This window comes from Clostridium sp. BSD2780061688st1 H5 (assembly GCF_005845155.1).
GTDB classification, from domain to species: domain Bacteria; phylum Bacillota; class Clostridia; order Lachnospirales; family Lachnospiraceae; genus Claveliimonas; species Claveliimonas intestinigallinarum.
On sequence record NZ_SPGT01000018.1, the window covers coordinates 21,506 to 47,542 of the forward strand.

The 26,037-nt window shown below is 42.7% G+C and carries 29 protein-coding genes and 1 CRISPR repeat array; of the genes, 3 read left to right on the plus strand and 26 right to left on the minus strand.

What is annotated here, in order from left to right; translation table 11 throughout:
• Positions 1-46 precede the first annotated feature (46 nt).
• The 5 genes from FGQ86_RS11525 to FGQ86_RS11545 all read right to left on the minus strand — a co-directional run bounded on the left by FGQ86_RS11525 (position 47) and on the right by FGQ86_RS11545 (position 3,588).
• Positions 47-268 carry a helix-turn-helix transcriptional regulator gene (locus FGQ86_RS11525; RefSeq protein WP_033126958.1) on the minus strand — a complete coding sequence of 74 codons (222 nt, stop codon included), beginning with the start codon at positions 266-268 and terminating at the stop codon, positions 47-49.
• Positions 269-278: 10 nt separating this feature from the next.
• Complete coding sequence (locus FGQ86_RS11530; protein WP_138304127.1) at positions 279-749, minus strand: hypothetical protein; 471 nt, start codon at positions 747-749, stop codon at positions 279-281.
• An 18-nt stretch (positions 750-767) separates the two neighbouring features.
• Positions 768-1,274 (minus strand): hypothetical protein, encoded by a 507-nt coding sequence (locus FGQ86_RS11535; protein WP_138304129.1) that lies wholly within the window; start codon positions 1,272-1,274, stop codon positions 768-770.
• 196 nt (positions 1,275-1,470) lie between these two features.
• On the minus strand, positions 1,471-2,766 hold the full coding sequence (gene eno / locus FGQ86_RS11540) for a phosphopyruvate hydratase (protein WP_138304131.1): 1,296 nt from the start codon (positions 2,764-2,766) through the stop codon (positions 1,471-1,473).
• 189 nt (positions 2,767-2,955) lie between these two features.
• On the minus strand, positions 2,956-3,588 hold the full coding sequence (locus FGQ86_RS11545; RefSeq protein ID WP_033126954.1) for a cell wall hydrolase: 633 nt from the start codon (positions 3,586-3,588) through the stop codon (positions 2,956-2,958).
• 282 nt (positions 3,589-3,870) lie between these two features.
• On the opposite strand from FGQ86_RS11545, the gene FGQ86_RS11550 reads away from it, so the two are divergent.
• Positions 3,871-4,506, plus strand: a complete 636-nt coding sequence (locus tag FGQ86_RS11550; RefSeq protein WP_138304133.1) for an HAD family hydrolase — start codon at positions 3,871-3,873, stop codon at positions 4,504-4,506.
• A 55-nt stretch (positions 4,507-4,561) separates the two neighbouring features.
• Here the strand turns inward: FGQ86_RS11550 and FGQ86_RS11555 are convergent, their stop codons facing one another.
• From FGQ86_RS11555 to FGQ86_RS11640, 18 genes are all read right to left on the minus strand, one after another.
• Positions 4,562-5,482 (minus strand): AEC family transporter, encoded by a 921-nt coding sequence (locus FGQ86_RS11555; protein WP_138304136.1) that lies wholly within the window; start codon positions 5,480-5,482, stop codon positions 4,562-4,564.
• Positions 5,479-6,399, minus strand: coding sequence for an NYN domain-containing protein (locus FGQ86_RS11560; RefSeq protein ID WP_033126952.1), 921 nt, complete (start codon positions 6,397-6,399; stop codon positions 5,479-5,481). Before FGQ86_RS11560 ends, FGQ86_RS11555 begins: the two co-directional genes overlap by 4 nt.
• Before the next feature lie 443 nt (positions 6,400-6,842).
• Entirely contained in the window at positions 6,843-7,004 is a 162-nt protein-coding gene (locus FGQ86_RS16265) for a hypothetical protein (RefSeq protein WP_171031559.1), read from the minus strand.
• Between the two features lie 544 nt (positions 7,005-7,548).
• Positions 7,549-8,720: direct repeats of the CRISPR family, unit length 33 nt; unit sequence ATTTCTACTCACACGCCCCTTGCGGGACGTGAC.
• Positions 8,721-8,878: 158 nt separating this feature from the next.
• Positions 8,879-9,169, minus strand: coding sequence for a CRISPR-associated endonuclease Cas2 (cas2, locus tag FGQ86_RS11565; RefSeq protein ID WP_138304137.1), 291 nt, complete (start codon positions 9,167-9,169; stop codon positions 8,879-8,881).
• 9 nt (positions 9,170-9,178) lie between these two features.
• On the minus strand, positions 9,179-10,201 hold the full coding sequence (gene cas1c, locus FGQ86_RS11570; RefSeq protein ID WP_138304139.1) for a type I-C CRISPR-associated endonuclease Cas1c: 1,023 nt from the start codon (positions 10,199-10,201) through the stop codon (positions 9,179-9,181).
• A complete protein-coding gene (gene cas4 / locus FGQ86_RS11575) occupies positions 10,198-10,872 on the minus strand; it encodes a CRISPR-associated protein Cas4 (RefSeq protein WP_138304141.1) in 675 nt (224 codons plus the stop codon). The genes cas1c and cas4 overlap by 4 nt, the downstream gene beginning before the upstream one ends.
• The gene (gene cas7c / locus FGQ86_RS11580) at positions 10,869-11,726 is read right to left on the minus strand and encodes a type I-C CRISPR-associated protein Cas7/Csd2 (protein WP_138304143.1); all 858 of its coding nucleotides are present in this window, start codon (positions 11,724-11,726) and stop codon (positions 10,869-10,871) included. Before cas7c ends, cas4 begins: the two co-directional genes overlap by 4 nt.
• Position 11,727: 1 nt before the next feature.
• Positions 11,728-13,533, minus strand: a complete 1,806-nt coding sequence (gene cas8c, locus FGQ86_RS11585; protein WP_138304145.1) for a type I-C CRISPR-associated protein Cas8c/Csd1 — start codon at positions 13,531-13,533, stop codon at positions 11,728-11,730.
• Entirely contained in the window at positions 13,527-14,255 is a 729-nt protein-coding gene (gene cas5c, locus FGQ86_RS11590; RefSeq protein WP_138304187.1) for a type I-C CRISPR-associated protein Cas5c, read from the minus strand. Before cas5c ends, cas8c begins: the two co-directional genes overlap by 7 nt.
• An 18-nt stretch (positions 14,256-14,273) precedes the next feature.
• The gene (locus tag FGQ86_RS11595) at positions 14,274-14,630 is read right to left on the minus strand and encodes a hypothetical protein (RefSeq protein WP_138304147.1); all 357 of its coding nucleotides are present in this window, start codon (positions 14,628-14,630) and stop codon (positions 14,274-14,276) included.
• A 176-nt stretch (positions 14,631-14,806) separates the two neighbouring features.
• Positions 14,807-15,997: a site-specific integrase gene (locus FGQ86_RS11600; protein WP_138304149.1), complete on the minus strand. Its 1,191-nt coding sequence runs from the start codon at positions 15,995-15,997 to the stop codon at positions 14,807-14,809.
• A gap of 77 nt (positions 15,998-16,074) precedes the next feature.
• A complete protein-coding gene (locus FGQ86_RS11605) occupies positions 16,075-16,278 on the minus strand; it encodes an excisionase (protein WP_002347229.1) in 204 nt (67 codons plus the stop codon).
• 315 nt (positions 16,279-16,593) lie between these two features.
• Complete coding sequence (locus FGQ86_RS11615) at positions 16,594-16,827, minus strand: helix-turn-helix domain-containing protein (RefSeq protein WP_138304151.1); 234 nt, start codon at positions 16,825-16,827, stop codon at positions 16,594-16,596.
• Entirely contained in the window at positions 16,812-17,252 is a 441-nt protein-coding gene (locus FGQ86_RS11620) for a hypothetical protein (RefSeq protein ID WP_003431889.1), read from the minus strand. Before FGQ86_RS11620 ends, FGQ86_RS11615 begins: the two co-directional genes overlap by 16 nt.
• Before the next feature lie 274 nt (positions 17,253-17,526).
• Entirely contained in the window at positions 17,527-18,162 is a 636-nt protein-coding gene (locus tag FGQ86_RS11625) for an ABC transporter ATP-binding protein (RefSeq protein WP_138304153.1), read from the minus strand.
• 13 nt (positions 18,163-18,175) lie between these two features.
• Positions 18,176-19,621 (minus strand): ABC transporter permease, encoded by a 1,446-nt coding sequence (locus FGQ86_RS11630; protein ID WP_138304155.1) that lies wholly within the window; start codon positions 19,619-19,621, stop codon positions 18,176-18,178.
• A gap of 3 nt (positions 19,622-19,624) precedes the next feature.
• Positions 19,625-20,848 carry an FtsX-like permease family protein gene (locus FGQ86_RS11635; protein WP_009264274.1) on the minus strand — a complete coding sequence of 408 codons (1,224 nt, stop codon included), beginning with the start codon at positions 20,846-20,848 and terminating at the stop codon, positions 19,625-19,627.
• Positions 20,849-20,859: 11 nt separating this feature from the next.
• Entirely contained in the window at positions 20,860-21,354 is a 495-nt protein-coding gene (locus tag FGQ86_RS11640; protein WP_005342377.1) for a hypothetical protein, read from the minus strand.
• A 162-nt stretch (positions 21,355-21,516) separates the two neighbouring features.
• Between FGQ86_RS11640 and FGQ86_RS11645 the strand changes: the two genes are divergently transcribed.
• Both FGQ86_RS11645 and FGQ86_RS11650 read left to right on the plus strand, forming a co-directional pair.
• Complete coding sequence (locus FGQ86_RS11645; RefSeq protein WP_009264276.1) at positions 21,517-22,203, plus strand: response regulator transcription factor; 687 nt, start codon at positions 21,517-21,519, stop codon at positions 22,201-22,203.
• A complete protein-coding gene (locus tag FGQ86_RS11650; RefSeq protein ID WP_009264277.1) occupies positions 22,197-23,489 on the plus strand; it encodes a HAMP domain-containing sensor histidine kinase in 1,293 nt (430 codons plus the stop codon). Before FGQ86_RS11645 ends, FGQ86_RS11650 begins: the two co-directional genes overlap by 7 nt.
• Before the next feature lie 45 nt (positions 23,490-23,534).
• Here the strand turns inward: FGQ86_RS11650 and FGQ86_RS11655 are convergent, their stop codons facing one another.
• The 3 genes from FGQ86_RS11655 to FGQ86_RS11665 are packed head-to-tail and all read right to left on the minus strand — an operon-like array spanning position 23,535 to position 25,973.
• On the minus strand, positions 23,535-23,759 hold the full coding sequence (locus tag FGQ86_RS11655; RefSeq protein ID WP_003431901.1) for a hypothetical protein: 225 nt from the start codon (positions 23,757-23,759) through the stop codon (positions 23,535-23,537).
• On the minus strand, positions 23,756-25,123 hold the full coding sequence (locus tag FGQ86_RS11660; RefSeq protein ID WP_009264278.1) for an MATE family efflux transporter: 1,368 nt from the start codon (positions 25,121-25,123) through the stop codon (positions 23,756-23,758). The genes FGQ86_RS11655 and FGQ86_RS11660 overlap by 4 nt, the downstream gene beginning before the upstream one ends.
• Positions 25,116-25,973, minus strand: a complete 858-nt coding sequence (locus FGQ86_RS11665; RefSeq protein WP_009264279.1) for a GNAT family N-acetyltransferase — start codon at positions 25,971-25,973, stop codon at positions 25,116-25,118. The genes FGQ86_RS11660 and FGQ86_RS11665 overlap by 8 nt, the downstream gene beginning before the upstream one ends.
• Positions 25,974-26,037: the final 64 nt, after the last annotated feature.

Below are 26,037 nucleotides of genomic sequence, written 5' to 3' on the forward strand. Positions count from 1 at the left end.
CCGTCCCTTTAACCCTGGCAGCTTTTTAATCCCGCCATGCTCTCTTTTACTGGCCGCCTGGCTCCTCCCTCTGGTACTCCAGTATATCGCCAGGCTGGCAGTCCAGCACATCACAGATGGCATCCAGCGTAGAGAACCGGATGGCCTTCACCTTCCCTGTCTTTAAGTTGGACAGGTTCACATTGGAGATCCCCACACGCTCGGACAGCTCATTCAGAGACATTTTCCGATCCGCCATCACCCTGTCAAGCCGAAGTATAATGGACATATCTCTCACCTCACAATGTCTCATCCGCTTCCTTCTGAAGCGCAGAGCCGTACTCAAAAATATAGGACAGGCTGATGATCAGGCAGCCCACCAGCACCATTTTCCCGTCCACCAGTGAGACCTGTGCCCTCCCCAGCCAGAGGATCCAGGTGGTTACAGCGCCAAGCAGCACATACACCGCCATTCCCGCCATAAAGCAAAACTTGGGGGAGCTCTGGGCGGCATAGCTTAGGACTCCCTCCTGGAATTCAATCCTCTGCCCCGCCCCATAGAACGCCACCCCGTAGGTCAGACCTTCCGCGTCCATCAGAGTCAGACGGAACGAAGACCCGGGCATGGTCCCTATGTAGATGGCCCATATGACTTTTGCCGCCAGGAAAAGAAGGGAGATCCAGAACAGGATGCGGAAGAGCATCCCAATCTCACCGCATCTTTTCTTTACCACATTCCCCGGTGTTTCTCTTTCTTCTATAAAGTTCATATCCAGTTCCTCCTGTATCTATATCGTCTCCTCCACCTCGTTTTGACAGGCCAGCCCTATCCGCAGGATATATCCCAATATCAGGCAGAGAAGTCCGATCACAAAGGGGACGCCGTCAATCACAAAAACATCGGAAATCTTCAATATATGCAGGCCCAGCAAGATCCTGTAGCCCGGCACAAAGGGAAAAACTGTGGAAGCCGCCGTCACGCTGACACCGCTCACATACATAGCTCTGTAGATTTCTTTTCCCAGAATTCTTTGACCGTCATGTAGCCTTGCTATCACACAGATAAGCGCTCCCGCCCAGAACCATGACAGGACAGACAGCAGTAAGCCCCACAAGACAGCGGCTGCATTGTCTCCTGACCAGATTTCCCGGTCCAGAAGCCAGTCCAGATACATAACTGTGCAGCCCGCTATAATCACAAGAAAAATAATCGTCACAACCGTCAGCCTGCGAAACAGCCTTCCTCCGGGGACTTCCTTCTCCCTGCTGCAGTCCACCCTGATCTTTTCATCCATACACATTTCCTCCTCTCATGTCTTCTGTCCTTCTCCGCGGTTTTATCCGCCTCGCTCTTTTTATTACCTGCTTTCAGCATACCAGCATATTTTATGTTTTGCAATATATTTTTAATGATAATCATTAAAAAAGCAGGCTGCCCAGGGAAAATCCCGCGGGCTGACCTGCCTGAAAAGAGAAAATATCTTCACTTATTTATCTTTTGATGTTGAAAGCCCCAAAGCCCGGGTAGACAGCCGCGTCTCCCAGCTCCTCCTCGATCCGCAGAAGCTGGTTGTACTTGGCCACCCGCTCGCTCCTGCTGGGAGCCCCGGTCTTGATCTGGCATGTGTTCATGGCCACTGCCAGGTCCGCGATAGTGGTGTCCTCCGTCTCGCCGGAGCGGTGGGATGAGATAGCCGTGTATCCCGCCTTGTGTGCCATCTTGATGGCCTCCAGCGTCTCGGACACAGAGCCGATCTGGTTCAGCTTGATGAGGATGGAATTGCCGCATCCAAGGTCAATTCCTTTTTTCAAGCGCTCTGTGTTTGTCACAAAAAGGTCGTCGCCCACAAGCTGCACCCGTCCGCCCAGCTCCTCTGTCATCATCTGCCAGCCTTCCCAGTCCTCCTCGTCAAGGCCGTCCTCGATGGAGTAGATGGGGTATTGGTCACACAGGCTCTTCCAGTGGGCCACCAGCTCGGCGGATGTGAATTTCTTTCCGCACTTGGGTAGCACGTACTCGCCCTTTGTGCCGCTCTTCCACTCGCTGGACGCTGCGTCCATAGCCAGGACAAAATCCTTTCCCGGCTCATATCCGGCCTTCTGCACAGCCCGGAGGATGTACTCGATGGCCTCCTCGTCGCTTGACAGGTCAGGGGCAAATCCCCCCTCGTCCCCCACAGAGGTGGCCAGGCCGTTCTCCTTCAGGAGCGCTGCCAGGGCGTGGAACACCTCGGTGCACCAGCGCAGCCCCTCCCGGAAGCTGGGGGCTCCGGCAGGCATGATCATAAACTCCTGCACGTCCACTGTGTTGGCCGCGTGAGCGCCGCCGTTCAAAATATTCATCATAGGCACGGGGAGACGGTTGCCTCCTGCCCCGCCCAGGAACTTATAAAGGGGAAGCTCCAGAGCGCAGGCCGCCGCCCTGGCGCAGGCAATGGAAACTGCCAGGATAGCGTTGGCTCCCAGCTTTGACTTGTCCTTTGTGCCGTCCGCCTCGATCATGGCCCTGTCCACAGCGTAAATGTCGGAGGCGTCCATTCCCTTCAGCGCGTTGTTGATCACTGTGTTGATATTTTCCACTGCCCTGGAGACGCCCTTTCCGCCAAACCTTGTCTTGTCCCCGTCCCGCAGCTCCAGCGCCTCAAACTCTCCCGTGGACGCGCCGCTGGGAGCGGCTCCCCTCGCGGTAGTGCCGTCCGCCAGATACACCTGGGCCTCCACAGTGGGATTGCCTCTCGAGTCGATGATCTCCCGGCCTGTTACTTTTTCAATTTCTAAAAAATCCATCGTTCCTTCTGTCCTTTCCCATGGGCCTCCCTTTTGCCCTGCCTGCCAAGGAAAAGGGCAAAAGGAGTTGTCCATGATTTATTCACACACAGTTAGCAATAGCTAACTATATGTATCGTACCAGAAGAATGATGGATAATCAATCTCTTATTTGAGAACTTTTCTCAATTATTTTATATGTCTCATTATTCAGTGAAAATAGTGGTCACCAATACGGATGCCGTAATTTCCATTTCCAAAGGAAAGACACCCCTCCACCGGATCACTGCCTGCCAGGGCGTCCGCCGCGGCCTGCAGGGCAGTCTGGGTATAGCTGCCATTTGCCAGGACCTGATCCAGCCATCCGGTCATGGCAGGCCCAAACTGTCCGGACTGGTAGATCACCTCGCGGATAGAGCCCGGATAGGCGCCGCTGTTCACCCGGTTCATGACTACGGCCCCCACGGCCACCTGGCCCTCGTAGGGCTGGTTGCCGGCCTCGCAGAAGATCAGGGCTGCCAGCAGTCTCTGATCCGCCTCTCTGGCCTGCCTCTCGGCTTCCTCTGCCGCCTTCCTGGCCTCCTCCGCCTGTCTGGCAGCTTCCGCCTGGGCCTTCAGCTCCTCTTCTCTCTGTGTCCTGTTCTCCGCGGCGATCTGCACTGCCGACTGTGACAGAGTCTGGGCCATCTCATCCGTCAGCACACTGTCCTCTGCTGTGAGAACGCCGCCGTCTCTCCCCTGGTCAGGCGACATAGCATAGCTGGTAAATCCGGCTGTGCAGAAGGTGCAGGCCGTCATGACAGCCGCGGCACAGAATAGATTTCTCGTCCTTATTAACTTCATATACTCCTCCTGATTTCCATTTCCTGCAATATTCTTACATTTGTTTTATATTTATATGTATTTATATGCGTTTTATTGCACATGTATTACGAATATTACAAAAATGTTACGCCGGCTATTCTACTATAAACCACCCAGGCTGTCAACTTTTTTATTTCCCATCCGGAGAATTCCGGAGAATTTACCGGTTTTCACCGTAAAACTGCACAATATTTTTCCCAAAAATATAGGAGTTATGATAGACTGGAATAGGAATTTTTGCTTTTCAGAAAGGAAATCATTATGAAATTTGAGAATATTATTTTCGATGTGGACGGAACTTTGTGGGATACCACCAAAACTGTGGCTGACTCGTGGAATTACGCGGTGGAGACACTGGGCTATCCCTCTGCTGGCATCACGGGGGAGCAGCTGAAAAATGAGTTCGGAAAGACAATGGACGTGATCGCCGAGGATCTATTCCCCCACCTGCCTGTGTCAGAAAGAGATGTGCTCATGGAGGCCTGCTGCCGCTGGGAGGACGAATTTCTGGAGAGGCTGGATATCCCACCCCTCTACCCGGACATCCGGGAGACCGTCGCCGCCCTCGCAGGGACCCACAGGCTCTTTATCGTCAGCAACTGCCAGAGCGGATATATCGAGCTTTTCTTAAGAAAGACCGGCTTGGGGAAATATGTCACAGACATTGAATGCTTTGGCAACACAAAAAAGACAAAGGGGGAGAACATCAGGCTCGTCATGGACAGAAATATCCCCGGCAGCACCTGCTATGTAGGGGATACCGCCGGGGACCAGAAAGCCGCCAAATGGGCTGGGATACCGTTCATCTATGCCTCTTACGGATTTGGCCAGGTGGACGAAAGGGACTGCTTTGCCTCCATCTCCTCCATCCGGGAACTGACGAAGGTGACCGGATAAGTCCCCCGTTCACAGCTAATCACAGCGCCCTGCTAAGCATCAGCTCTGAAGCTGCTTACAGGGCGCTGTGTATGATCAGGCTCCACGCAGGAATGGCGACCACGGACAGGAGGGTGGTAAGTACCACGCACTGGGTGGCAAACTCCTCGTCTCCGTGGTACTTCATAGCCAGGATGGCTGTGGTCGTGCCGGCGGGCATGGCCGCAAGAGTCACAGAGACGCCGGCCACAATGGAGTCAATACCCGCCAGCCAGCACCCCGCAAACACCACCGCCGGGATAAAGATCAAACGGATAAAGGAATAAAGGGCCGTGGTCTTTGTCAAAATATGGCGCATGTCCGCATCTGTCAGGATGGTGCCGATAAGGATCATGGTAATGGCCGTGGTGCAGCCCCCCACATTGTCAATAGCAGAGCTTAAGAACCCAGGCAGCTTTACCTGGGTCACCATCAGCACGATGCCAATTTCCACCGCTACGATACAGGGATGTGTCAGCACCTTTTTTACAACCTCTTTCCTGCTGGGGCTCTCTGTAAAATAAGATATCCCCGCTGACCACATGACGATCCGCTGGGGGATCAGGTAGACGGAGGCGTACAGAAGGCCGATGGAGCCGTAGAGCCCCTCCGCCACCGGATTGCCGAGAAATCCCGCATTGGAGCAGACTGTGGCGTACTGAAGAACCATCTTCTTCTCCCTTGGCACCTTCCGGTAAAACACAGCGCTCACAAGGGTGCAGAATATCTGGATCAGTATGGAGATGACAAGGATCTCCAGCTCCGCCACAAATACCGACTTGTCCATAGGCATGTAGAAGGCCGATATGATGTTGCAGGGAAGGATCAGGTCAATGACAAGATCCGTCATCATGCTCTTTCCCTCTTTTGTGATAATATTCATTTTTCTCAGGACGACCCCCACAGCCATGAGAAGAAACATCATGACCTGGAGGTCAAAAAGCCCGTCTATTTTCATTTATGCTCATCCTTTTTGCTGTAGATCACTCTGTTATGCTCTCCGTCATCCAGAACGTGGACACCGGAGAAACTCTGAATATACTGCTTGAACTGGGAATACCCGTAATCCCGTACCTTAAAGTCCCCGAATTTGTTCCGTATCCGGTTTCCCAGGACACTCAGGAAAATGCCGTGCTTCCCGCTGTCCTTGATCTGCTTTAAGATAAACTCCTCGATCTGCTCTCTCCTGCTCTTATCCTCAAAAAGAGTCACTGTAATCTGGGAGCCGGACTGGATCAGCTTCAGCTTGGGGCAGGACTCCAGGAACCGGGACAGAAGGCTATAGCCGTAGCGGCGGACGTCAAAGTCCGGGTACAGCTTCACGAGACGGCTTCCCACCTCGCCCAGGCCTGTCTTTCTGTCATCGTTCTGGTTCTCTGTGATGATCCGGATGACCGCCTCCTCGATCTGGCTTCTGTCCACCACGTCGCTGTCTCCCATATTCTCCTCCATGAGGAGCTCCAGCACAGTGAAAATGTCGCAGGCCTTGCGGAAGGGAGCCGGTGTCTTGTTTTCGCCCATCCCGATTACAGTCTTACCGCTCTCCCTCAGACGGCTGGCCAGCTTAGTAAAGTCGCTGTCGCTGGACACAAGGCAGAAGCCCTCCAGCTCACTCGTATACAGCATGTCCATGGCATCAATGATCATGGCTGAGTCCGTGGCGTTTTTCCCGTGGGTATAGCTGAACTGCTGGATGGGTGTGATAGAGTTGTTGAGAAGCTCATCCTTCCACCCTGAATTGTTGGTGCTGGTCCAGTCCCCGTAAATCCTTTTGTATGTCACTTTCCCATATTTTGAAAGCTCATCCAGAATGGGCTCAATGTACCTGGATGATACATTGTCCGCATCGATGAGCAGCGCAAATCTGTCCTCCACGCCTGTTACCTCCCATTAAATCTTTCCGTTCTGAATAACACATTCTTATTTATTATAGCAGAATTTTCCGGTCATACATAGTAAAGGTGAAAAGAAATATAAAAAATATGTTTATAAATCTCTGAAAGGATATGACAATTACTTTTCATAATTATGTCTATTTTAACATTCTATTTTCGGGCAGACTTTTTTTCATTTCCACTTGCAAAACATAACAACAGATAGGCATCAGAATCACAAATATAGTCCTAGCTCTTCTTGATGTTCTCTATCTAATCTCTCGATTTTCAAAAATCATCTATATCCAACAACCCACAGATATCTTCCCTATTATGGCCTTCAGCCGCAATGTTAGCTTTATCCAGAGCATTATTAAAAAGACTCTCCTCTTCTTTGGCAACATACTCATATTTATACCACTCATTCATTGGAACGAGTGGCAACTAAAGCACTTTCGCGATATCGTCTATTGTGATTTCAATAGTTTCCCAGTCTTCAGGTGAACTTCCAACGTCTACGATAAACACTTTACTGTCAAATATCTCAACTATGGAAGCCTCTCTTCCATCTTTTAATAACACTGTATCATATTGCTTCACGATCATTTCTTTTTCACCTTTTTAATATATATGCTTGTCTCAGACGTAAACCCATATGCTTTGGCAATGCACTCAACTGCCATATTGGCTGGGATGCCTTTTCCCCATACAGTATACTTTTCTCCTCATACCTTGTTCTCGCTTGCTCTCTGCCGGGTATCTGGTTGAATATTATTGTATTTCTGAAACAAAAATCCTCCCATTTTTTAGTAGCATACCCAGTCTACTGGCAAAAATCTGTCCTTTCTCTAACCCACTCTAGTTTTTACCGCCCAGAAGTTGTTTTGTAAATTTGCCATCAATAGTTTTTGCATTTCCGACTTTCAGAATCTTGGATGATTAATCAATTCTATCCTTCTCTAGTAATCCATCTTTTATAAAATCAAACTTTTCAAGATTATTGTACTTCATCTACCTGAACTCCTCAAAGCTACCAACACTGTCTTCGATGATCTCTCTACATTTTTCATACTGGTCGATATCGCTTATGGCATTTCTGATTAATTCCACAAAATATCCTCTTTTCTAGCGTCCCGGTTAGCGTATCCAATTTTCTACTCACACGTCCCTTACAGGACGTGACACGGCGTGTATCCCGCATAATATCCAGCGTTCCAATTTCTACTCACACGCCCCTTGCGGGACGTGACCGCGTCGTCCTTGCTGCCGGCCCAGATGGGAACATTTCTACTCACACGCCCCTTGCGGGACGTGACATTAAAAGGGTATAACGATACGATTAAGAACTATGATTTCTACTCACACGCCCCTTGCGGGACGTGACCAATGGCCGCTCTGGCTGTTGGAATGTTTGCGGCATTTCTACTCACACGCCCCTTGCGGGACGTGACGGTATCACAGACGGCGTGATACAGAACTATGGAATTTCTACTCACACGCCCCTTGCGGGACGTGACGTGCAACAGCTTCACAGAAAATAAATGGCCTGTCATTTCTACTCACACGCCCCTTGCGGGACGTGACGGCATGATAACGATTTTAGACGGAAATTTCAAGAATTTCTACTCACACGCCCCTTGCGGGACGTGACTGAGATAGCGGACAAGGAAGAAGAAGAGCTTGCATTTCTACTCACACGCCCCTTGCGGGACGTGACGGCACTCTGCTGGATAGGGACTACGAAATTACAATTTCTACTCACACGCCCCTTGCGGGACGTGACCAGGGTAGTATTGACCAGACAATTGAAAAGATGCATTTCTACTCACACGCCCCTTGCGGGACGTGACGGCGGGTAGGTAAGTTGTCCGTCTATGATTTTTCCATTTCTACTCACACGCCCCTTGCGGGACGTGACTATATGTTAGTGTTTGGTCAATCCATACGCTCTCTATTTCTACTCACACGCCCCTTGCGGGACGTGACGAACATAGACCAGAGCATGTTACAGGAAATGGCAATTTCTACTCACACGCCCCTTGCGGGACGTGACAGTAACAGCCTTCCCTGTGTTCCCATTAGACAATATTTCTACTCACACGCCCCTTGCGGGACGTGACGGTTGCATAGACGGAACGGAGTCAATCACAATAAATTTCTACTCACACGCCCCTTGCGGGACGTGACCAGGTGCTGAGTTTGTTCTACAAACAGCTACAGGATTTCTACTCACACGCCCCTTGCGGGACGTGACTGCCTTGTCAACGTCCCCACCATTGTTCTCCAACAATTTCTACTCACACGCCCCTTGCGGGACGTGACCGCTATATATTGTGTTTGTCAGCGATCACGCACCCTCATTTGGGACGGACAAAACTTTTCACCATCAGATTTCTGCATTTTTATGGCATTTTCTCTTCTTTATCAGGCGAACCTCTTAGGAATTCACACATCACTCCACCTTCGCATGCACATAAAAATCACACAATAATGACTCCTTCCGGGTCATACGTTTTCTTGGCGCCCACATGTTCAACTCTCTTTTTCCAGTTATTTCCCAGGTAATAAAACCTTAGGCTGTCTTGTTCTGGATCAATCAGTTTCAGCAGTCTGTCTTTTAAACGCAGAAATGACGAATAATCTAAATCTGCTTCAAACACTGAATTTTGAACTCTCTGGGCATGGTTCTGACATTCCTTTGCCACCTTTCTCAATCTGCCTCTTCCTGCAGAACTTGTAGTACTCACATCATAACTGATCAAAACCATCATATTTTTCACCTACTTTAAAAGAAATGGTGGATAATTTTCTATATCTCCCCGCACATACTTTGCCAAAAGGTTACTCTGAACGTAGGGAAGAAGTCCCATGGGTATCTTCTGCTTTAAATATGGGTGCATCATATCTGAGCGCTTTTTTTCCTGCCATCGGGAAAGTACTTTTTTACGGCCTTCGTCATTGAGCCATACTGCCCCGGAAATCTGTTTATCAAAATCCTTCTCACCTATTATCTGCAGATTTAAAAGTGTCAAAACAAAACGCTCCACAAGACACCTGGCCTCCTCAACCATATCGCATGCCAGCGATACTCTTCCGCTTCTCAAAGTATGACAATATCCTATATAACTGTCCAGCCCCACTGTCTCCAGGGCTGCCGCAAATTCAGACATGGCCAATGTATACACAAAAGACAGGACTGCATTGACTGGATCAAGAGGTGGTCTCTTTGTGCGAAGTTCAAAAGTAAACGGCACTTTTTTATTTGTTATCAGCTTATTAAAGATGGAGAAATAGCTCTGCGCACAGTACCCTTCAATCCCCACAACCTCCTCTATACTCTGTGCTTCAAACACCTGTCTGATCCCCGTTGTCAAAACGTCCACCGTCTCCTGTATTGCCTCATCTTCCCTCAATTCGGCATTGTCATGGAGCGTTCGCCGGATCAGCTGCCTGGTATTGCTGAATTTGGCAGCCATTGTATTTTGCGTGAGCATCAAGCCTTTTTCTCTGAATCTGTCAATCTGGGCCACACGCAGGAACACGTTCCCTTTTGTCTCTCCACAGACTTTAGCCAGGAACTTCCCCTGTGGTGAAATAAAATTGATTGGAATTGTCTTTCCAACACATTTTCCCATCAAGGCTGGTGAACATCCCACGTAATTAAAACATACAATATTTTCAATGTTTTCAAATGGAATACGAAGCTTTACTTCCCCATCTATTTTGCAGACAAGATTTTCTCCGTCTAATGTCAGATACGCCGTTTCATTTGTGACATAGACCGTATTTAAAAGTTTTCTCATAGCACCGCCCTCTCTATCTTTTCAATCTCAGACCGGAGACTTTTTACAGGTTTGATTGAAGGCATGCACAAATCTTTCATTGAGCATCCGCTGCACTTCTGTCCTTTCTCAACAGATGGGATTTCTCCTCTTTTGAGACAATCTCTCATTTTACCCAGCAAGACCTTTAATTTTGTATCGTATTCCTCAAAATTTTCTTTCAGAGGAAGCTGAATACGCTTTTTTACGTCTGCATAGTAAATCACACCGTCAGAGTCCCCTCCAAAAACATAATCCACGCAGATCTTCTGGGCAAATACCTGCATCAGATCATCCTCTCTGTATGGTCTGTCTTTCGGCTTCGTCGGCTTATATTCCACAATGCAGATTCGAAACTTCTCTTCGCTTCCTTCTATAGCTACTCCATTCTCATCGGGAAACAGTTCCAGACAGTCTGTCACACCATAAAGATTATACTCCTCCAGGTCATTGTACACAGGAACAGATGTAAATACCTTTTTACCCTTTGCTGTATAATTCTTCTCCGGATCATGCACCCGCTCATGCATCAAGTCTGCTTTTGTCACAAATATATTTTCCGCCCATGCTTTATCAATCTCCAACAGTCCCCAGCGATGCGGGCAATACATATAATGCTGAATGGACCGGATCGTTATCTCTGCCGTGTTCATAATTTCTGGATCAGTTCAACGCCTGCCGGCATATTTTCATCCAGCACAATGTCGTAATCACCAAAAGCTCGGGGAAGAACATTTTCCTTCTCCCTGACAGATATCTTGTCAAAGAGAATATGCGACGGGCATGCTCCCAGTATATTATTATGCCTGAACACATACAGCTTTCTCATACACATCTTTCCTCTTGCTGCGCTATGGTCATTCTCAAACATATTTATAATGGCGTTCCATAAAAGTTCTACGTCCTCTTCAGACAGATCTGTAGATTTGTTTGCCAGAGCTGCTGACACATAACCTTCCGCACGGTAGAGGGCATAAGGTATGACACTTTTTCTCCCCATTTCCGTTTCTCCGGTTTCCTTCCTCTCTTCGGTTGTACGGGCCTGTCGGGTAATGGTAACATCCTGGATATTAACCGGAGAAATACTACGCGCAAAGTTAATCTGTACCGGTCCTCTCACAATTCCACAAGGGTCATCTCCCGTTGACATTACTGCTCCGAATGTTCTCACATCAAAATAGTTTTTACACATATACTCGCGGGCTTTCTTCACATCATCCGGATTTTTCCCTTTATTTTTTGTTGTAAGCCCCTCCGCTTCATAGGCTTCTGTAAATTTGATGTTCAGTGATTTATCTGGTTTGATCAGTATATTGTAACCTTCCGCACCTTCTTTCACAAGCTCAACATAATTTCTTATTTTACGTTTTAAACACACATCCGTGATATACCCATATCCCGACTCAGCATCAACTCTCGGCGCATTTCCTGCATCCGGGTCGCCATTGGGGTTACCATTTTCCACATCAAAAAGCATTACAAAATCATATCTGTTTGAAAGTGCCATATTACTTTTCCTCCATTTCTACTGCTTTTTCTGCTTTTTCAAAAAAGCTCTGATACTGCTGATAATATCCGACAATAAATTTACCCTGGTCCTTCAAAAAGAAAGTTTCTGGGAATTCCCCATTCAAATGGCCGATGATCTCCCCGATGAGCTTGTTATAAAACGCTGGATATTTCACTTTATTCAGATGGTTCTGAGCAAGTCTGATCAGTTTTGGAAATACCAGTGCCGGCTTTGACGATGCAGATGCAAAATACGCATCCTTAATCGTCCTGTTTAGTGAATTGTTGGACGCCTCCTGCTGCAGCTTTTCAAGTACTGCAAACAGACGGCCGCATAAGTAAGCCTGTCCGTAATTTTCTTTGTCTAAAGCCACCTTCAATTCCTCCTCTTTATAATTTCTGTTAATGCATGCTTTGATAACACCGGCCCGCACCGGGTTGATCCCCGCACTCCCACTGTCCGTTTTCACTCTTCTTACCACTGTTTCAAGAAGCGCTGCCGGATAAGCGCCGCCATAAATAATGGACTGAAATAACCGGGCCATCAACGCCGGGTTTACTTTATCATTTTTACTCCTGGGCGAAACCATCTCCCTCTTGATCCAGGATAGTGAAATTGCATGAAATTCCTTTGTCACCTGCAGATCCTGCTGAAATCTGGCAATATTCCAGAGCACATCCGCATATTTTCTTCTGATGATAAATTTCACAGACAGTCTCGATGAATTAGGTTTCAGCCCCAGCATATAAAAGTCTACACCAGGATCGATCTGTTCCAGAGACTTCAGTCTGCTTTCCGCTACTTTTGCATTCCGGGCATCTGCCAGCATCTCTTTCAGCATCTGTTCTGTCTTGTCTGCTCCCATCTGATCAGACTGTCCGAAAAAAATCTGTGTAAACAGATCTTCATATGCCTCATTACTGTTCATGGCCCAGAATACAATGGTCATTTCATCCAGCATGGCCTTGTGCCGGCTGCTGTTCAACAGATAATTCAGCGCCTCTGTATATTTCTTCATAGCTTTTTCTGAGACGTTACTGTTATATGACTGCTCATTTCCATAAGAATTTTCAGAGTCATTATTAAACCCGATCAGCACACTTCCTGTTGCAAGGCCTCCGTAGACGCCTTTTATCTTACTGTGAATTCTGGCAATCGGGGCCTGCTCTCCGGTGATAGCGCATTGGGCCGTTTTCCCTTTTTCCCCTCCTTCTGTTCTCTGCGCGTACCCGGCCTCCCACTTTTTCAGCAGCTCTGCGTCTTCATGAAGCAGACAATCGGGATTTCCAGAGAGACAAAAAGCAAAGCCAGACTTTCCATACTCTTTTCCTAATCCCAGAAGCCATCTGTTTTCCGTCTCCTCTTCCGGCTTCCAGTTTAAAAGAAAGTTTCTGTAAGCCTTTACAACCGGCGAATGCAGATTTTCCGTAAATTTCAGATTGGTCTCTACAAATGCTTTATGGGATTTCCTGGCTTTGTCTGTCCGGTCCTCCGGAGAAAGTGTATCACCGTCCAGATTTAATCCAAATATGTACAAAGGCCTGTGCTCTGCAATATTGGCATCAATTCCTGGTTTTTCTGTCCGCTGAGGCATCACCAGTTCCACTGGCACTTTTTTCTCTTTCACTTTGTTTTTCCCTGCCGGCACCTGTTCTTTCTTCTGGCAGTCAATGATCTCATCTATTTTTCCCTCTCCTGTTAAGGAAATCAGATAATGGATCTTAACATTGGAGTAACCTTCCGGAAGAACCTTGCCATCTTTTGACAGAATGTCATAATAGTCACATAATGCTTTTATCAGCATCGCAATTCCTCCCTGTATTTTTTCACATCAATTACTCCGTTGATCATATGCGGACGATAATAAACTGTAGATGCCTTATCAGAAAACCTAGGATTGTCCCAGTCACCATTGACCGGTTTCCCTCCGTCAGCAAACATCACCTTGTAGCTCATATATCCAAGATCTACATCTCCCATTTCAAGAATATTGCTGCTGATAAGCTTCTCGTCAAACTCGTCTACTGGTTCTATCCTCTTTACCGGGAACTCGCTGCATCCCAGACAAGGAGTCCGGAACCACTGTCCTTTTTCAAGTCTCCTCTTAATGATGTTATAATGCTTATTTTCAGCATCTGTCTCTTCATCGTTTTTCAGCCCTGTCAATTCGAAATGGAACTCCACCCCGTATTTTACATTTTTCAGAACCATGGAGGCTCTCTGGCTTCTGCTTTCCGATGCATAGATGCAGGGATCTGCACCTTTTCCATACATCTGGCTTTTCACAGCGCTCAGAAGGACCTTATCTTTGACTTCATTTCTCCGAATATTGACAAAATCAATATCCTGAAAAACAATGATCTTATCAATAACGTAACGGATTGATGGCTTCCAATAGATGCTTTTCAAAAGCCCTTCCAGCGCTCCCGGTGTAGGGACATCGTAACTCACTCTTTCCACTTTGAGTTCCGGTCTGCTAAAGCAGGCATAATCTCCTTCCACAATAATTTTGAAACCATAACTCATCTTTTTCACCCCTTTCTCCTACAGGAAATAATCTTTTGCCTCGAACAGGATCCCTGTATTATCATCGTAATAATCCTTATTAGTCAGACAGAAAATTCCGGTTCCATAGTCATCTACCACATGTTGTTTAATCAGATCTTCCAGTTCCCACTGATACAATGAACATGTGTAATTCTGAAGCTGTCTTGGATTCCCAGTTTTAGTATATTTTAATGTCTCAACCATCTTTTCACTCTGTTTATCCCTCGGCACTACCAGCGATATTGTTCTGGAATCAATCAGTTCAAACTTTTCTGCATATGTTTTAAAGGGAATAGATGCTATATCTGAACACTCCTGGTGCATTGCATGTTTCTGTATATCCTCTTTTTTCATAAAAAACTTACTAAATTTCTGATTATCTTTTCATAAGTTGGTAAATGCCGATATATCCCGTATTTTCGGGCTTTATCGGTATTTTCTTTTTGGAAGATACCTTGCATAAGCTGGCATTTACCAGCATGAAAATGCAACCAAAAGTAGTAAATGAGTAGTAAATATAAGCTCCGATATTAACAAGCCAGCCTTTCCAGTTCTGCTTTTGCAGATTGAAATGTGCCGTGTGCGTAATAGCCAAGTGTCATGGTTATGTTAGCGTGTCCCATGAGATATTGCAGAGTATTTGGGTTCATTCCTCTGTTTGCCATATTCGTACAATAAGTATGTCTGAATGAATGTGGCGTGATGTTCGGTAACTTGTCCGTATGATACTTGTTATACTTCTTAATCAGTCCTCGCACCATGCCCTCATAGTTTCCTGCAACTTTAGGCAAGCCCTCACGATTTAGGAATAGGAAATTGCTGTAACCACCTACAATCAGCGGTTGTGCCTTTCCTCTGTTCTTTAGTATTCTTTGGATTGCTTGATAAGCCCGTTCTGTCAATGGAAGTTCCCGTTTTCCGTTTTTGGTCTTTGGCGTTTCAATATAGTAGCCCATTTCGCTATCTTTCAATAACTGGTGGTCTATATTGAGTATTCTGTTCTGCATATCAATATGCGTCGTCAATCCGCAAAATTCAGAAATACGAAGTCCCGTTTCCAGCAGAAGCACAACCTCATCATAATACTTGCTGTAAATCTTGTCCTTTTCCATAAAGGCAAGCAGGCATTCTTCCTGCTCTGGTGTAAGGATAACTTTCTGTTCGGTATCATCTTCCAGAACATCACTTAACTTAAATTCAAATGGGTTCTTTCTGATACAGTCGTCTTGTATCGCCATGTAAAATGACGCTTTCAAGGAACGCTTATAGTTATCAATCGTTTTATAGGCATATCCTTTTTCACTCATTCTGATAGCCCATTCTTTAGCGTCCGACTGCTTAACCGTATCAATCGCCCTCATACCCAACGGGTCATTTTTCAGAGCATTCATAAGATACTGTCGTCCTTTTTCAGTAGCCCTTTTGATGTTCTTTCTTTGGCTGTTCTTCTTGTCGTAGAGCTGGCAGACTGTCATTTTACCGCCGACTGTGTCGATACCGTCGTTAAGGTCTTTTTTTATCTGTGCTTCTTTTTCCCTCAACGATATATCATCACGCTTTCCAGCAGGTGTCTTGTCTGTCGGTACAAGTTTCCAAGAATAGATAAATTGTGGCTTTCCGTATATATCGGTATATTTATAAACGTATCTTCCGTCTTTTCGCTGGCTCTCTCCATTACGCAAATTGCGATTTTTACTGTCTTTTCGTTTTACATTAGACATAGTGTAAAGCTCCTTTCCGTCATGGAATGAGCCGTGATACGCTACTAATATTATACCATATCTACGGCTCAATGACATTAGATTTCGTCCAATGTATCTATGATTTTTTCAAATTGTTTTCGCTTAATCTGAATACGATTACCGTTCACGATAACCCAGCCAGCGTCAAGATTTTCTTCGGCTAATTTACGCAATTTCTTTTCGCCAATGCGGAAGTATTTAGACGCTTCTTCAATCGTCAGCGTATATTTTTCCCAGATAGGCACATCAGTATTGTTCATAATCTATGCACCCCCTTTACTGTGTGTCATTTTTTTAACAAGCAGGCAGACGGCTTTGGAAAGCTCCGTTAGTATCTCAACTATTCCCATTCTTGTGGGCAGAACCGCACCATGCGGACGTATCATTATTCTGTGAGGATAGGTCGTGGCAAAACGACTTTTCCAACAGTCGCTCTCGGATCACTGCGTGGGTCGCTCGCTTTCTTTTGAAAAGGTCGTGGCGTACAGTCCCCGTGGCTCGCTATCTCACAAACGTATTTGTCTGCTTTATTCAGTTGTCAAAGAACAGACGGGCATAATCAATCCCGATATAAATTAGAAGCGTTTAATATCAAAGTCTAAGATTTTACGAATAATCGCTTCTTTGATAAAACCTTTCATTTCCAAATCTACCGCAAGACGTAAGTTGTTATTATCGTCATAAAACGGACGCATACAGCATTGATTGATAAATGGGTCGTAAAACTCCAAGATTTTTGAAATAGCCATTTCGTCGCCGTCGCAGGCTTTGGAAATAACCGTGAAAGTCGGTGTCAGCTCTTTTGGCATTTTTCTTTTTCCTCCTCAATCAGTTGCTTTAACTTGTCTAGTGCTTGTATTCTGCACTTCGTTACATTCGCTCTGGAACAGTCAAGCATTTTCCCAATGTAAGTGTCCGTGTCCCCAATGAAAAAATACTGTAAAACGATATTACGCTTTCGTTCTTCGATAGCTTTCAAAGCACGAGCCAGTTGTTCATCTTCGATTGATACTTTTTCTCCACAGACTTCAAATACCGCAACATAATCCGTAGAATATGTATCTTCTGTGCCTATGGAATTTAAGAGGTCGTCCATAATTTCGGCGAATGGCATTTCTTTTTTCTCTGAACGACGTATCGCTCGATAGAAGTCAATCGCTCTATGACGTATAACTGTTTTAATAGCACAATCGAATTGATGACAGGTTTTTTCTTGTAGTTCTGACGGTTTCATTTTCCTCACCTCCTTTCGCTAGTCGAAAAGAGGTGTCTGCCCCTTTTCATATATACCGCGTTGAAAGTGGGGGACAGCGTAACCAAAATCGAAAAAACTTTAAAAAATTTTTTTCTGGCATGAAAAAAGCCCGCACAAAACATATAGTCTGTACGAGCTTTTAAAACTGTGCTATATTCAGTTGTTATAAAAATGCCGTTAGGTTCAAACTGATTGCGTCGAGGTATATCTAAAATATTCCATAATGACAACTCCTTTACGGCACTATTCTAATTTATTCAGACAGAAAAGAAATTGCACCGTTTTTAATTTCTAAGATTTCGTCCGCTTCTTCTGCCAAATGCTTACTATGCGTAACGACAACAACACATTTTCCTAATTCATGTGCAGTCTTTTTCAGCAAAGCAATGATTTCATCAGCGGTAGTTTCGTCAAGATTTCCCGTCGGTTCGTCTGCCAAAAGTACATGAGCGTCGCTGGCTAATGCTCTTGCAATCGCTACACGCTGTTGCTGTCCGCCAGATAGTTGCAATACATTTCTCTGCCAGTATTCTTTTCCAATGCCGACTTCTTCCAATAATTTTTCAGCATTTCCACTACCACCTAATTTGACATTTTCAACCGTTGTCAAATAATCAATCAGATTATAATTTTGAAATACCAATGAGATATTATGCTTTCTGTGGTAATTCAGCCCCTTTTTTGTAATATCCTCGCCATTGCAAAGGACAGTCCCTTTTACTGCTGTGTCCAAGCCTGCTAACAAGGATAAGAGTGTTGTTTTTCCTGCACCACTCGGACCGACAATGGTATAAAAGATACCCTCCTCAAAAGTAGCTGATACGTTATTCAAAATGATTTTATCTTTTTTGGTTTTGTAAGCATAGCTTACATTCTTTACTTCTAACATTTTCGTCGTCCTCCTAACTCATTTCCGCTAAAATATCTTTCGGGTTTCTCTTTAGTATTACAATTCCAGATACCAGAACAGAAGCCGTTATTAACACAAGAACACTTACCCCGTCCAGCAGATACATTTCTGGCGTAACCTCTACGCTGATACTCTGCACGTCCTGCTTTGGTGCAACGTATTCTGTGGATACTTTTCCCTCATTATTCTTTTCTTCCTCCTGCATTTGCTGAACCTGCTGTGATACCAGATAATTTGCAGTTACTTTGGAAACAGCAGGGGCAACAGCAAAGGATAACATAAGGGAAAGAACAGTAATCATAATCGCTTCGCTCCAAATTTGTCCGATAATTCTAAATTTCGGAACACCGAGAGATAAGAAAATACCGACTTCCTGCACTCGATTTTTCAGCCAGAACAGAAATACTAAAACAAGGATAACAAAACTTGCAACAGAGATTACCAATATCATCATTTCGCTTACTTTTGCTAAATCATTGAAGTTTGAGGACATGGTTTCGGAATTTCCGTTATTGTCAATCAAATCATATTGCTCCCAATTGATGTCTACTTTTTGCAGATTTTCTTTTACTTCGTCGTAAGCTTCCACATCTTCCACTTTGAAATAGGCTCTTTCATATAATGGACTTGTTTCACCCTCTGCCTTTTCTGGAAATCTCAAATCTGTAAATATTACATTTTCCGAACGGTAAGTATCTCCCTGCATAAGTGGGGACATCTTTTGATCCACTTGATAAATTCCAACAATCTCAGCTTCTGATACCTTTGAATTTTCAGTATCGTGGTAATCATTAAAAGAAATCTTATCGCCGATTTTCAGATTATTTTGCTTTGCCAGTTCCTCTGAAATGACACACATATCTTTATCCTCTGGGGTTATCATTCGTCCCTCTTTGATATGCAGGTTTCCAGATAAAACATTTCTGTCTAGTTTCATATCTTTGTTTCCAATTAAACTTACACCGCCAACATCTGCATTCTGGTCTACATCTTTATCTTCAATCCTTTTGAAATTTACAGGGTTTACGGGAGTTGTTACTGTTGTAATATTGTAATCAGCAATTCCTTTTGCTTTTGCCAATTTCTCAATGTCTTTTATATCTAAGCTTTCAAATTCATTTGTTGTCCAGCCTGTCCAAGTCTCCATACCATTGATAATCTCTTTTTCCTGATGGTAGCCACCAAAACTACCTTCCTTATCATTACCAATCTTTTCTGAGTATTCACGAACTCGCTTTGTTCGGTACTCTGCATTTCTTTCTAAAAGAAAGCCTGCACCTATGGCTTGTCTGGTTTTGTCCTGCACCTCAATACTGGCATTTTTGCTCGCCACACCTGCAAGAAGCAAGGTACTGATTGCAAAAACAATCAACAATAAGAGAATACTTTTTACGGGCTTTCTGAACACAGAACGCCTTGCCAATCCAAAAAAATTCATGTACTATCCCTCCATTTTTGCTAATATATCTTTTGGGTTTGCTCGTAATATCGGAAGAATGGAACAGCACAATGCCACCAAAATAACTGCACCGCCTAAAAGGAACAACATTCCAATATCTTGTATCTGCAAAACCACTTTCAGATTTTCTGTTACTGTTTCTGAACCGGTAATGACGTTTTGCAAAACGCCCGAGAACAATTTACCAATGGCTGTTGCTCCTAAAACCGAAAGTGTAAATACACTGCCTGCTTCTAATAAAGTTTGCAGGAAAATTTCACTTTTTGTCTTGCCGAGGCTCATAAAGATTGCCACCTCTTTTTGCCTTGTCCGCATCCACATACATAACAGCAGGGAAACAACAACAGTACCAGTTACCAATGTAAGTACCAGCATAAGATTTGCCACCTTACTGATTTGCTCTAATGGAGCAGACATCTGTTGATAAAGGGTATCAGACGTGCTAAGTGCTACATCATTTCCGAATATTTTTTGCAGGCTGGTTTCCAGCACATCTAATTTTTCTGGTCTTTTTGAGTAAATGCAGATTTTTTCAAATTCAGCTTCTTTGAACAATTCTTTATAAGTACTGTTGTCAATAAAGATTTGATTTTCTATTCGATTGACTGCGGTAGTTTCTGACGGCTGGTCTTTTTCCACATTTCCTGCGGACATGAAAATTCCAATAATCTGAACAGATACTTTTGTTCCGTTTTCTGTACTTAATTCAATCGTATCTCCAACTTTTAGCTCATTTTGATTTGCAAGGTTCGCATTGATAACAGCACCCTTTTTCTCACGCTTGATATAATCGCCAGAAGCTAAGCGGTACTGCATTTCTGAAAAAGGGCTGTCCTTTTCCAAATCATCATAGGAAAGCAGTGCTATTTTCAAATTTTCCTCATTCGTAGAAGTATTGAGCGTAACGGGAGCAAAATTATTCGGAAATACCTCTTGTCTACCAATGCGGTTGATAGACGAAACATCTTCTAGCGTTTCAATCTTGTTTACTTCATTCTCTGTTATCTTGCTGTCCTTACTTGTAATTTCAGCCACAATCTTAGAGTTTGTCTTTTCCTGCATGGCTTGTTTGGACTCATTTGTAGTCCTTAAAATCATGCTTGTACCTAAAATCATACTGTTTACAAGTATCAAAACAATCAACAGAAGAATGGTTTTCCCTTTTTTTCGCTGTAAATAGCGAAAACCAAGTTGATAAAACTTCATACTTCACACCTCTATTCCCAATGGGCTATGACAACCTTTGTTGCATTGAAATGATTTGTGTCTGCAAACTCTCCATAGAGATATACTTCAGATTGCTTTTTCACATCGGATATAGAACCCGTTGTTACATTTGTAACACCAGACTGTGCATTTACTGTGGCAATGACAAATTCACAATCTGGGTTATAGGTTACAGAAACAGCATTCTCTTTTTTTTCCATTCCCGGTGCTTCTATTTTTATCCCAGCTCCACCCTCAATATCTTTTGCTTGATTTACCAAGCAACCATTGTCTGTAAATTCCAAAACACTTCCTATCAAATTAGCAGAATCTAATATGTCGTTTCCTTTATTTTCTGAAGAACCATTTGCATTTTCTTCATTCGTATTAGAATTGACAATAGGATTAGACGTATCTGGTTTCTCATCTGGACTTGCACCACACCCCGTCAATGCACAGATACATAATCCAACTGCTATGAATTTACTGATGTTTGTTTTTTTCATTTTTGTATTCCACCTTTCTTGTTCGATATGCCCCTATTGTAAAAGCAAACCATTCTAAAAATCCTGTAAAAAAGTAAGAAAATCATCATCATTTTTTAGAGGATTTTTACAGACTTTTCTGTTATACTGTCTATAATTTATATAGAAAAGGATTGATACATTATGAAAATACTTCTTCTGGAAGATGATTTAGAATTATGTAAAAATATAAAAATTTCGCTGGAAAAAGAAAACTATATGGTTGATTGTTGCAATGACGGGGAAACCGCTATGCTGTATGCTTTAAATACAGACTATGCTTATGACATTGCCATTGTAGACCGTATGCTACCGATTATTGACGGTTTGACAATCATAAAATCTATGCGTAGAAAAGGAATATCTATTCCTATCCTTATCATTACTGCCATGAGTACCCTTGACAATCGGGTTGAGGGTTTAGACGGCGGTGCTGATGATTACTTAGTAAAGCCGTTTCATATCAAAGAATTGCTTGCAAGAGTTCGAGCATTGACAAGGCGACCTGCCAATATCCAGTTATCGTCTAAATTACAATATGGAGATTTAACTTTCGATAAAGACAGTAGAACCTTATCCACACCAAATAATTCTCTTTTATTAACTTCAAAAGAAACCGAGTTGACTTTTGTATTTATGCAGAACCCAGAAACACTATTTTCCCGTGAACAGCTTATCCTTAAAATCTGGGGCAGTTCTTCCGAAGTAGAAACTGGCAATGTAGACAGTTACATTTCTTTTCTGCGAAAACGCCTAAAAGAATTAAAAAGTTCATGTAAAATAACAACGGTCTACGGTGCAGGGTACAAACTGGAGAAAGAAACATGTTAAATAATTTATACCGAAAACTTCATATTCTGTTTGCAAGTTCTGTTATGCTGATTATTACCCTTGTGATTTCCTTTGTCGTTGCGAACACAGTTCATACAGAGAAAATCAACGAAAGCACCTTGTTTCAAAGATTGACAACCTTGCTGATTTATCAAGTTGAAAGTGCTTCTTCGGATATGGATAAATCACTCACAGCCTACGAAAAAAGTTATCATATTTTTTCTTTGATTAACGATACAAAAGGGAATACCATTTATCAAAGTGATTTTCCATTTCCAACGCCTGCGGACAATCTCTTGCATGATGTAGAAAAGCAGATTTCCACACAGCCATTATCCCGAACAGAAAGCGACACAACTTCTCAAGGCGGTTTTCTGGAAATAAGAGGAAAACATCACGATACTTATTTTGTTATTCCTGCTACCATTCGGACAGCAAATGATACCGTATATCATGCAACCTTTCTTTATCAGACAGCCAGTTTGACGGATATTTTACAAAAGACATTGCCTATCTATCTTCTTATCTGGTTTTTGGCTTGTATCGTTGTTATCGTGCTGACCCGTTATCTGCTGAAAAAGTCGTTTGCTCCAACGGAACGGATACTGCAAAGCCAAAAAGATTTTGTTGCAACAGCGTCCCATGAATTAAAATCTCCACTTGCTGTTATGATTTCCAACACGGATATGCTTCTTGATAATGTTCCCTTAAACGAACAGGCAAGGCAAGCCGTACAGACCATAGATTTTGAATGTATGCGGTTATCCCGTTTAGTCAAAGATATGTTACTTTTAGCTTCTTCTGACGCAAAAACATGGACATTGCATAAAAGCACAATCAATGTAGATACCTTGCTCATTACGTTATATGAAACCTACGAACCAGTCTGCATGAAGCAGAATTTAGAACTAAAACTGCATTTATCCGAAGAAAGTTATCCTGCCATGCTTACTGACAAAGACAGACTATTTCAAATCTTGTGTGTCTTTATGGATAATGCCATTCAACATTCCAAGAATAATTCTTTGATAGAGATAGAAGTAATCGCCAATGAAAAGAATATTGCTTTTTCTGTGGTAGACCACGGGCAAGGCATTTCTGATGAAGATAAGCAGTATATTTTTGACCGCTTTTATAGTGGCGACAAGTCCCATACGAACAAATCAAATTTTGGACTGGGACTAAGTATCGCCAAAGAATTAACCCAAATGCTGAACGGCACAATAACTATCAATGATACTGCTGGTGGCGGTGCTACTTTTACTGTTAAATTTCCTCTGAAATAGATTAAGGCTTGCAGATCATACAAAATGTATGGAGCAAGCCTTTTTTCAAATCTTTGTCTTTTTGGTAATCTTGTAAATATATTCTTCTGGGGTAGGGCGTTTATTACCAAAATATTTTTTGAAATTTGCCTGCACCTCTGGGTCTGGGCTGTTCATGGCTTCATCAATCGTTGCTTCAATATCAGCCCGTATATCAGCCAATGAAACACCGCCAGCCTTTGCACCTGCTTTCAAAGCTTTTTTAATATCTCGTTTTTTTAGACCTATCATAATAACCTTTCTGTATTTTTTTCATAGCTGTTATTCTGATTATTCCACGAAAGCCAAAGACGAAAATTCAAATATAATGAAATACATAGTGTTAATATTTCGGCAATGGGAACAGCCAACCATACACCTGTTATTCCAATAAACTGTGGCATTATTAACAAGCCTATCATTATAAAGCCAAATGTTCTTAAAAAAGAAATCAAAGCAGATAGCTTACCATTAGATAATGCAGTAAAAATTGCTGATGAAAATATATTGAAACCCGAAAAAAGAAAACTAAATACAAATATCATAAACCCGTTTATTGCAATTTTATATACCGCTTCATTCGTACCAGTAAATAAACGTACCAAAGTATTTCCATTTATAAAGGATAACGCAAAAATAAATAATGAACCTACAAAAATGAAAGAAATACAGATTTTATATATTTTCTTTAATCCATAATAATTGTTTGCTCCAAAATTATAGCTAATGACTGGGGCAACCCCCATTGAAAAACCAATAAATAATGTTGTAAGCAAAAATTGTGTATATATAATTATAGTAATAGAAGCCACACCATTTACACCTAATAAATTCATCATTGTGCGATTGAAAAAGAATGTAGTAATTGCCGTTGAAAGCTGACTAACCATTTCTGATGAACCATTTATACAACTTTCTCCAAGTACTTTAATGTCTATAATAGGTTTTACAAAAGACAATGTTCCCGATTTTTTACAAAAGACAATTAGCCCCGTAATTGCGGGTATCAAATAACCAATTCCAGTTCCAAATCCTGCACCAGCAATCCCCATGTCAAATATAACCATAAAAAGATAATCAAATACGATATTCATTACACCAGCACTTACAGAAAGAACAAGTCCTAAAGTTGGTTTTCCTGCTGTTACAAATAAATTTTGAAATAGTACCTGCAACATACTTGCAGGTGTAAACAGTAAAATAATAGTTAAATAGTCTTTACAATATGGAAATAAAACCTTATCAGCTCCAAGAGTATATATAATTTCATCAATAAAGATAATTCCTAGAATGAAAATTACTACTCCCAAAATAAAACCAAATAAAATAAGTAGTGTAAAATCTTGTTTTGCTCGTTTGGGTTCTCCTGCCCCCATTTTTCTTGCAACTATGGCACTACCACCCGTAGCTATCATTGTTCCCAATCCTACTATTAAATTGATAACGGGACAAACAATATTGATTGCTGATAAAGCATTTGTATTGACAAATCGTGATACAAATATGGTATCTACAATTGTGTAAAGCCCCATAAATAACATCATGGATATGGTCGGGAAAGCAAATTTTAATAAAGACCCAGTATTAAAATCTTTTGCAAGAGGATTACTATTCATTTGTACTACCCCCATTTTTTGAAAATAATACTAATTTTTGTGTAGGATAACCAAATTCAACTAATAATTCTGCTTCTGCAAAGCCTAATTCTTTGTAAGTCTTACGATACCCCGTATCAGCTTTGTCGCCCTCACGAAATGTTGTTACAGAAATATCTTTATCAACTAAAAGTTCATTCATAACCTTATCTAAAAATAATTTTGCAATACCACATTTACGATATAACGGGTGTACTCCAAAGAAATCAATACTTCCCGTATGATAGTTAATAGACATCAAAGCAATAGCAATAGTATTATCAGTTAAAATCAACACTCTTTGCTCTAAAATACCTCTTTCTAATTCTGTTAAGTATTCATTCTCGTTCAAATTTGGAAAACCGTCTATTACTAAATAAGCTAGTTCTAGGCAGGCAGGTATATCTGTTGTTGTAGCAAATCTGATATTTTCTTCCATTTCTTGTTGTGATAATTTTTGTTTAACTGTCTGTATCAAATCAAATCTAAGCTGTAACGGATAAAATTCTTCGTTCATTCGATATTCGTTAGGCGTTTTCTTATACATCTGCTTAAAAATATTTGTAAATGCCTGCTGACTTTCATAACCAGCAATAAGCGAAATTTCAAGAATAGATTTATCAGAAAACACTAAAAGTTTTGCAGACTCTGTTAATTGTCTGCGTTGTACATAGTCATGTATAGACAATCCAACAGTTTCGACAAACATTCTATGCAAATGATATTTTGAATAACCAACACCCATCGCAATAGAGGATAAGTTCAGTTTTTCTGTGAGATTGTTTTCTATGTAATTGATAACCGTTATAATGTTTTCAACCTTATTGACCATTACAGCACCCTCCTTTCAGCTTAGATTATAATAAATAGTTTTCTTCAAGTTTTAATATATATTG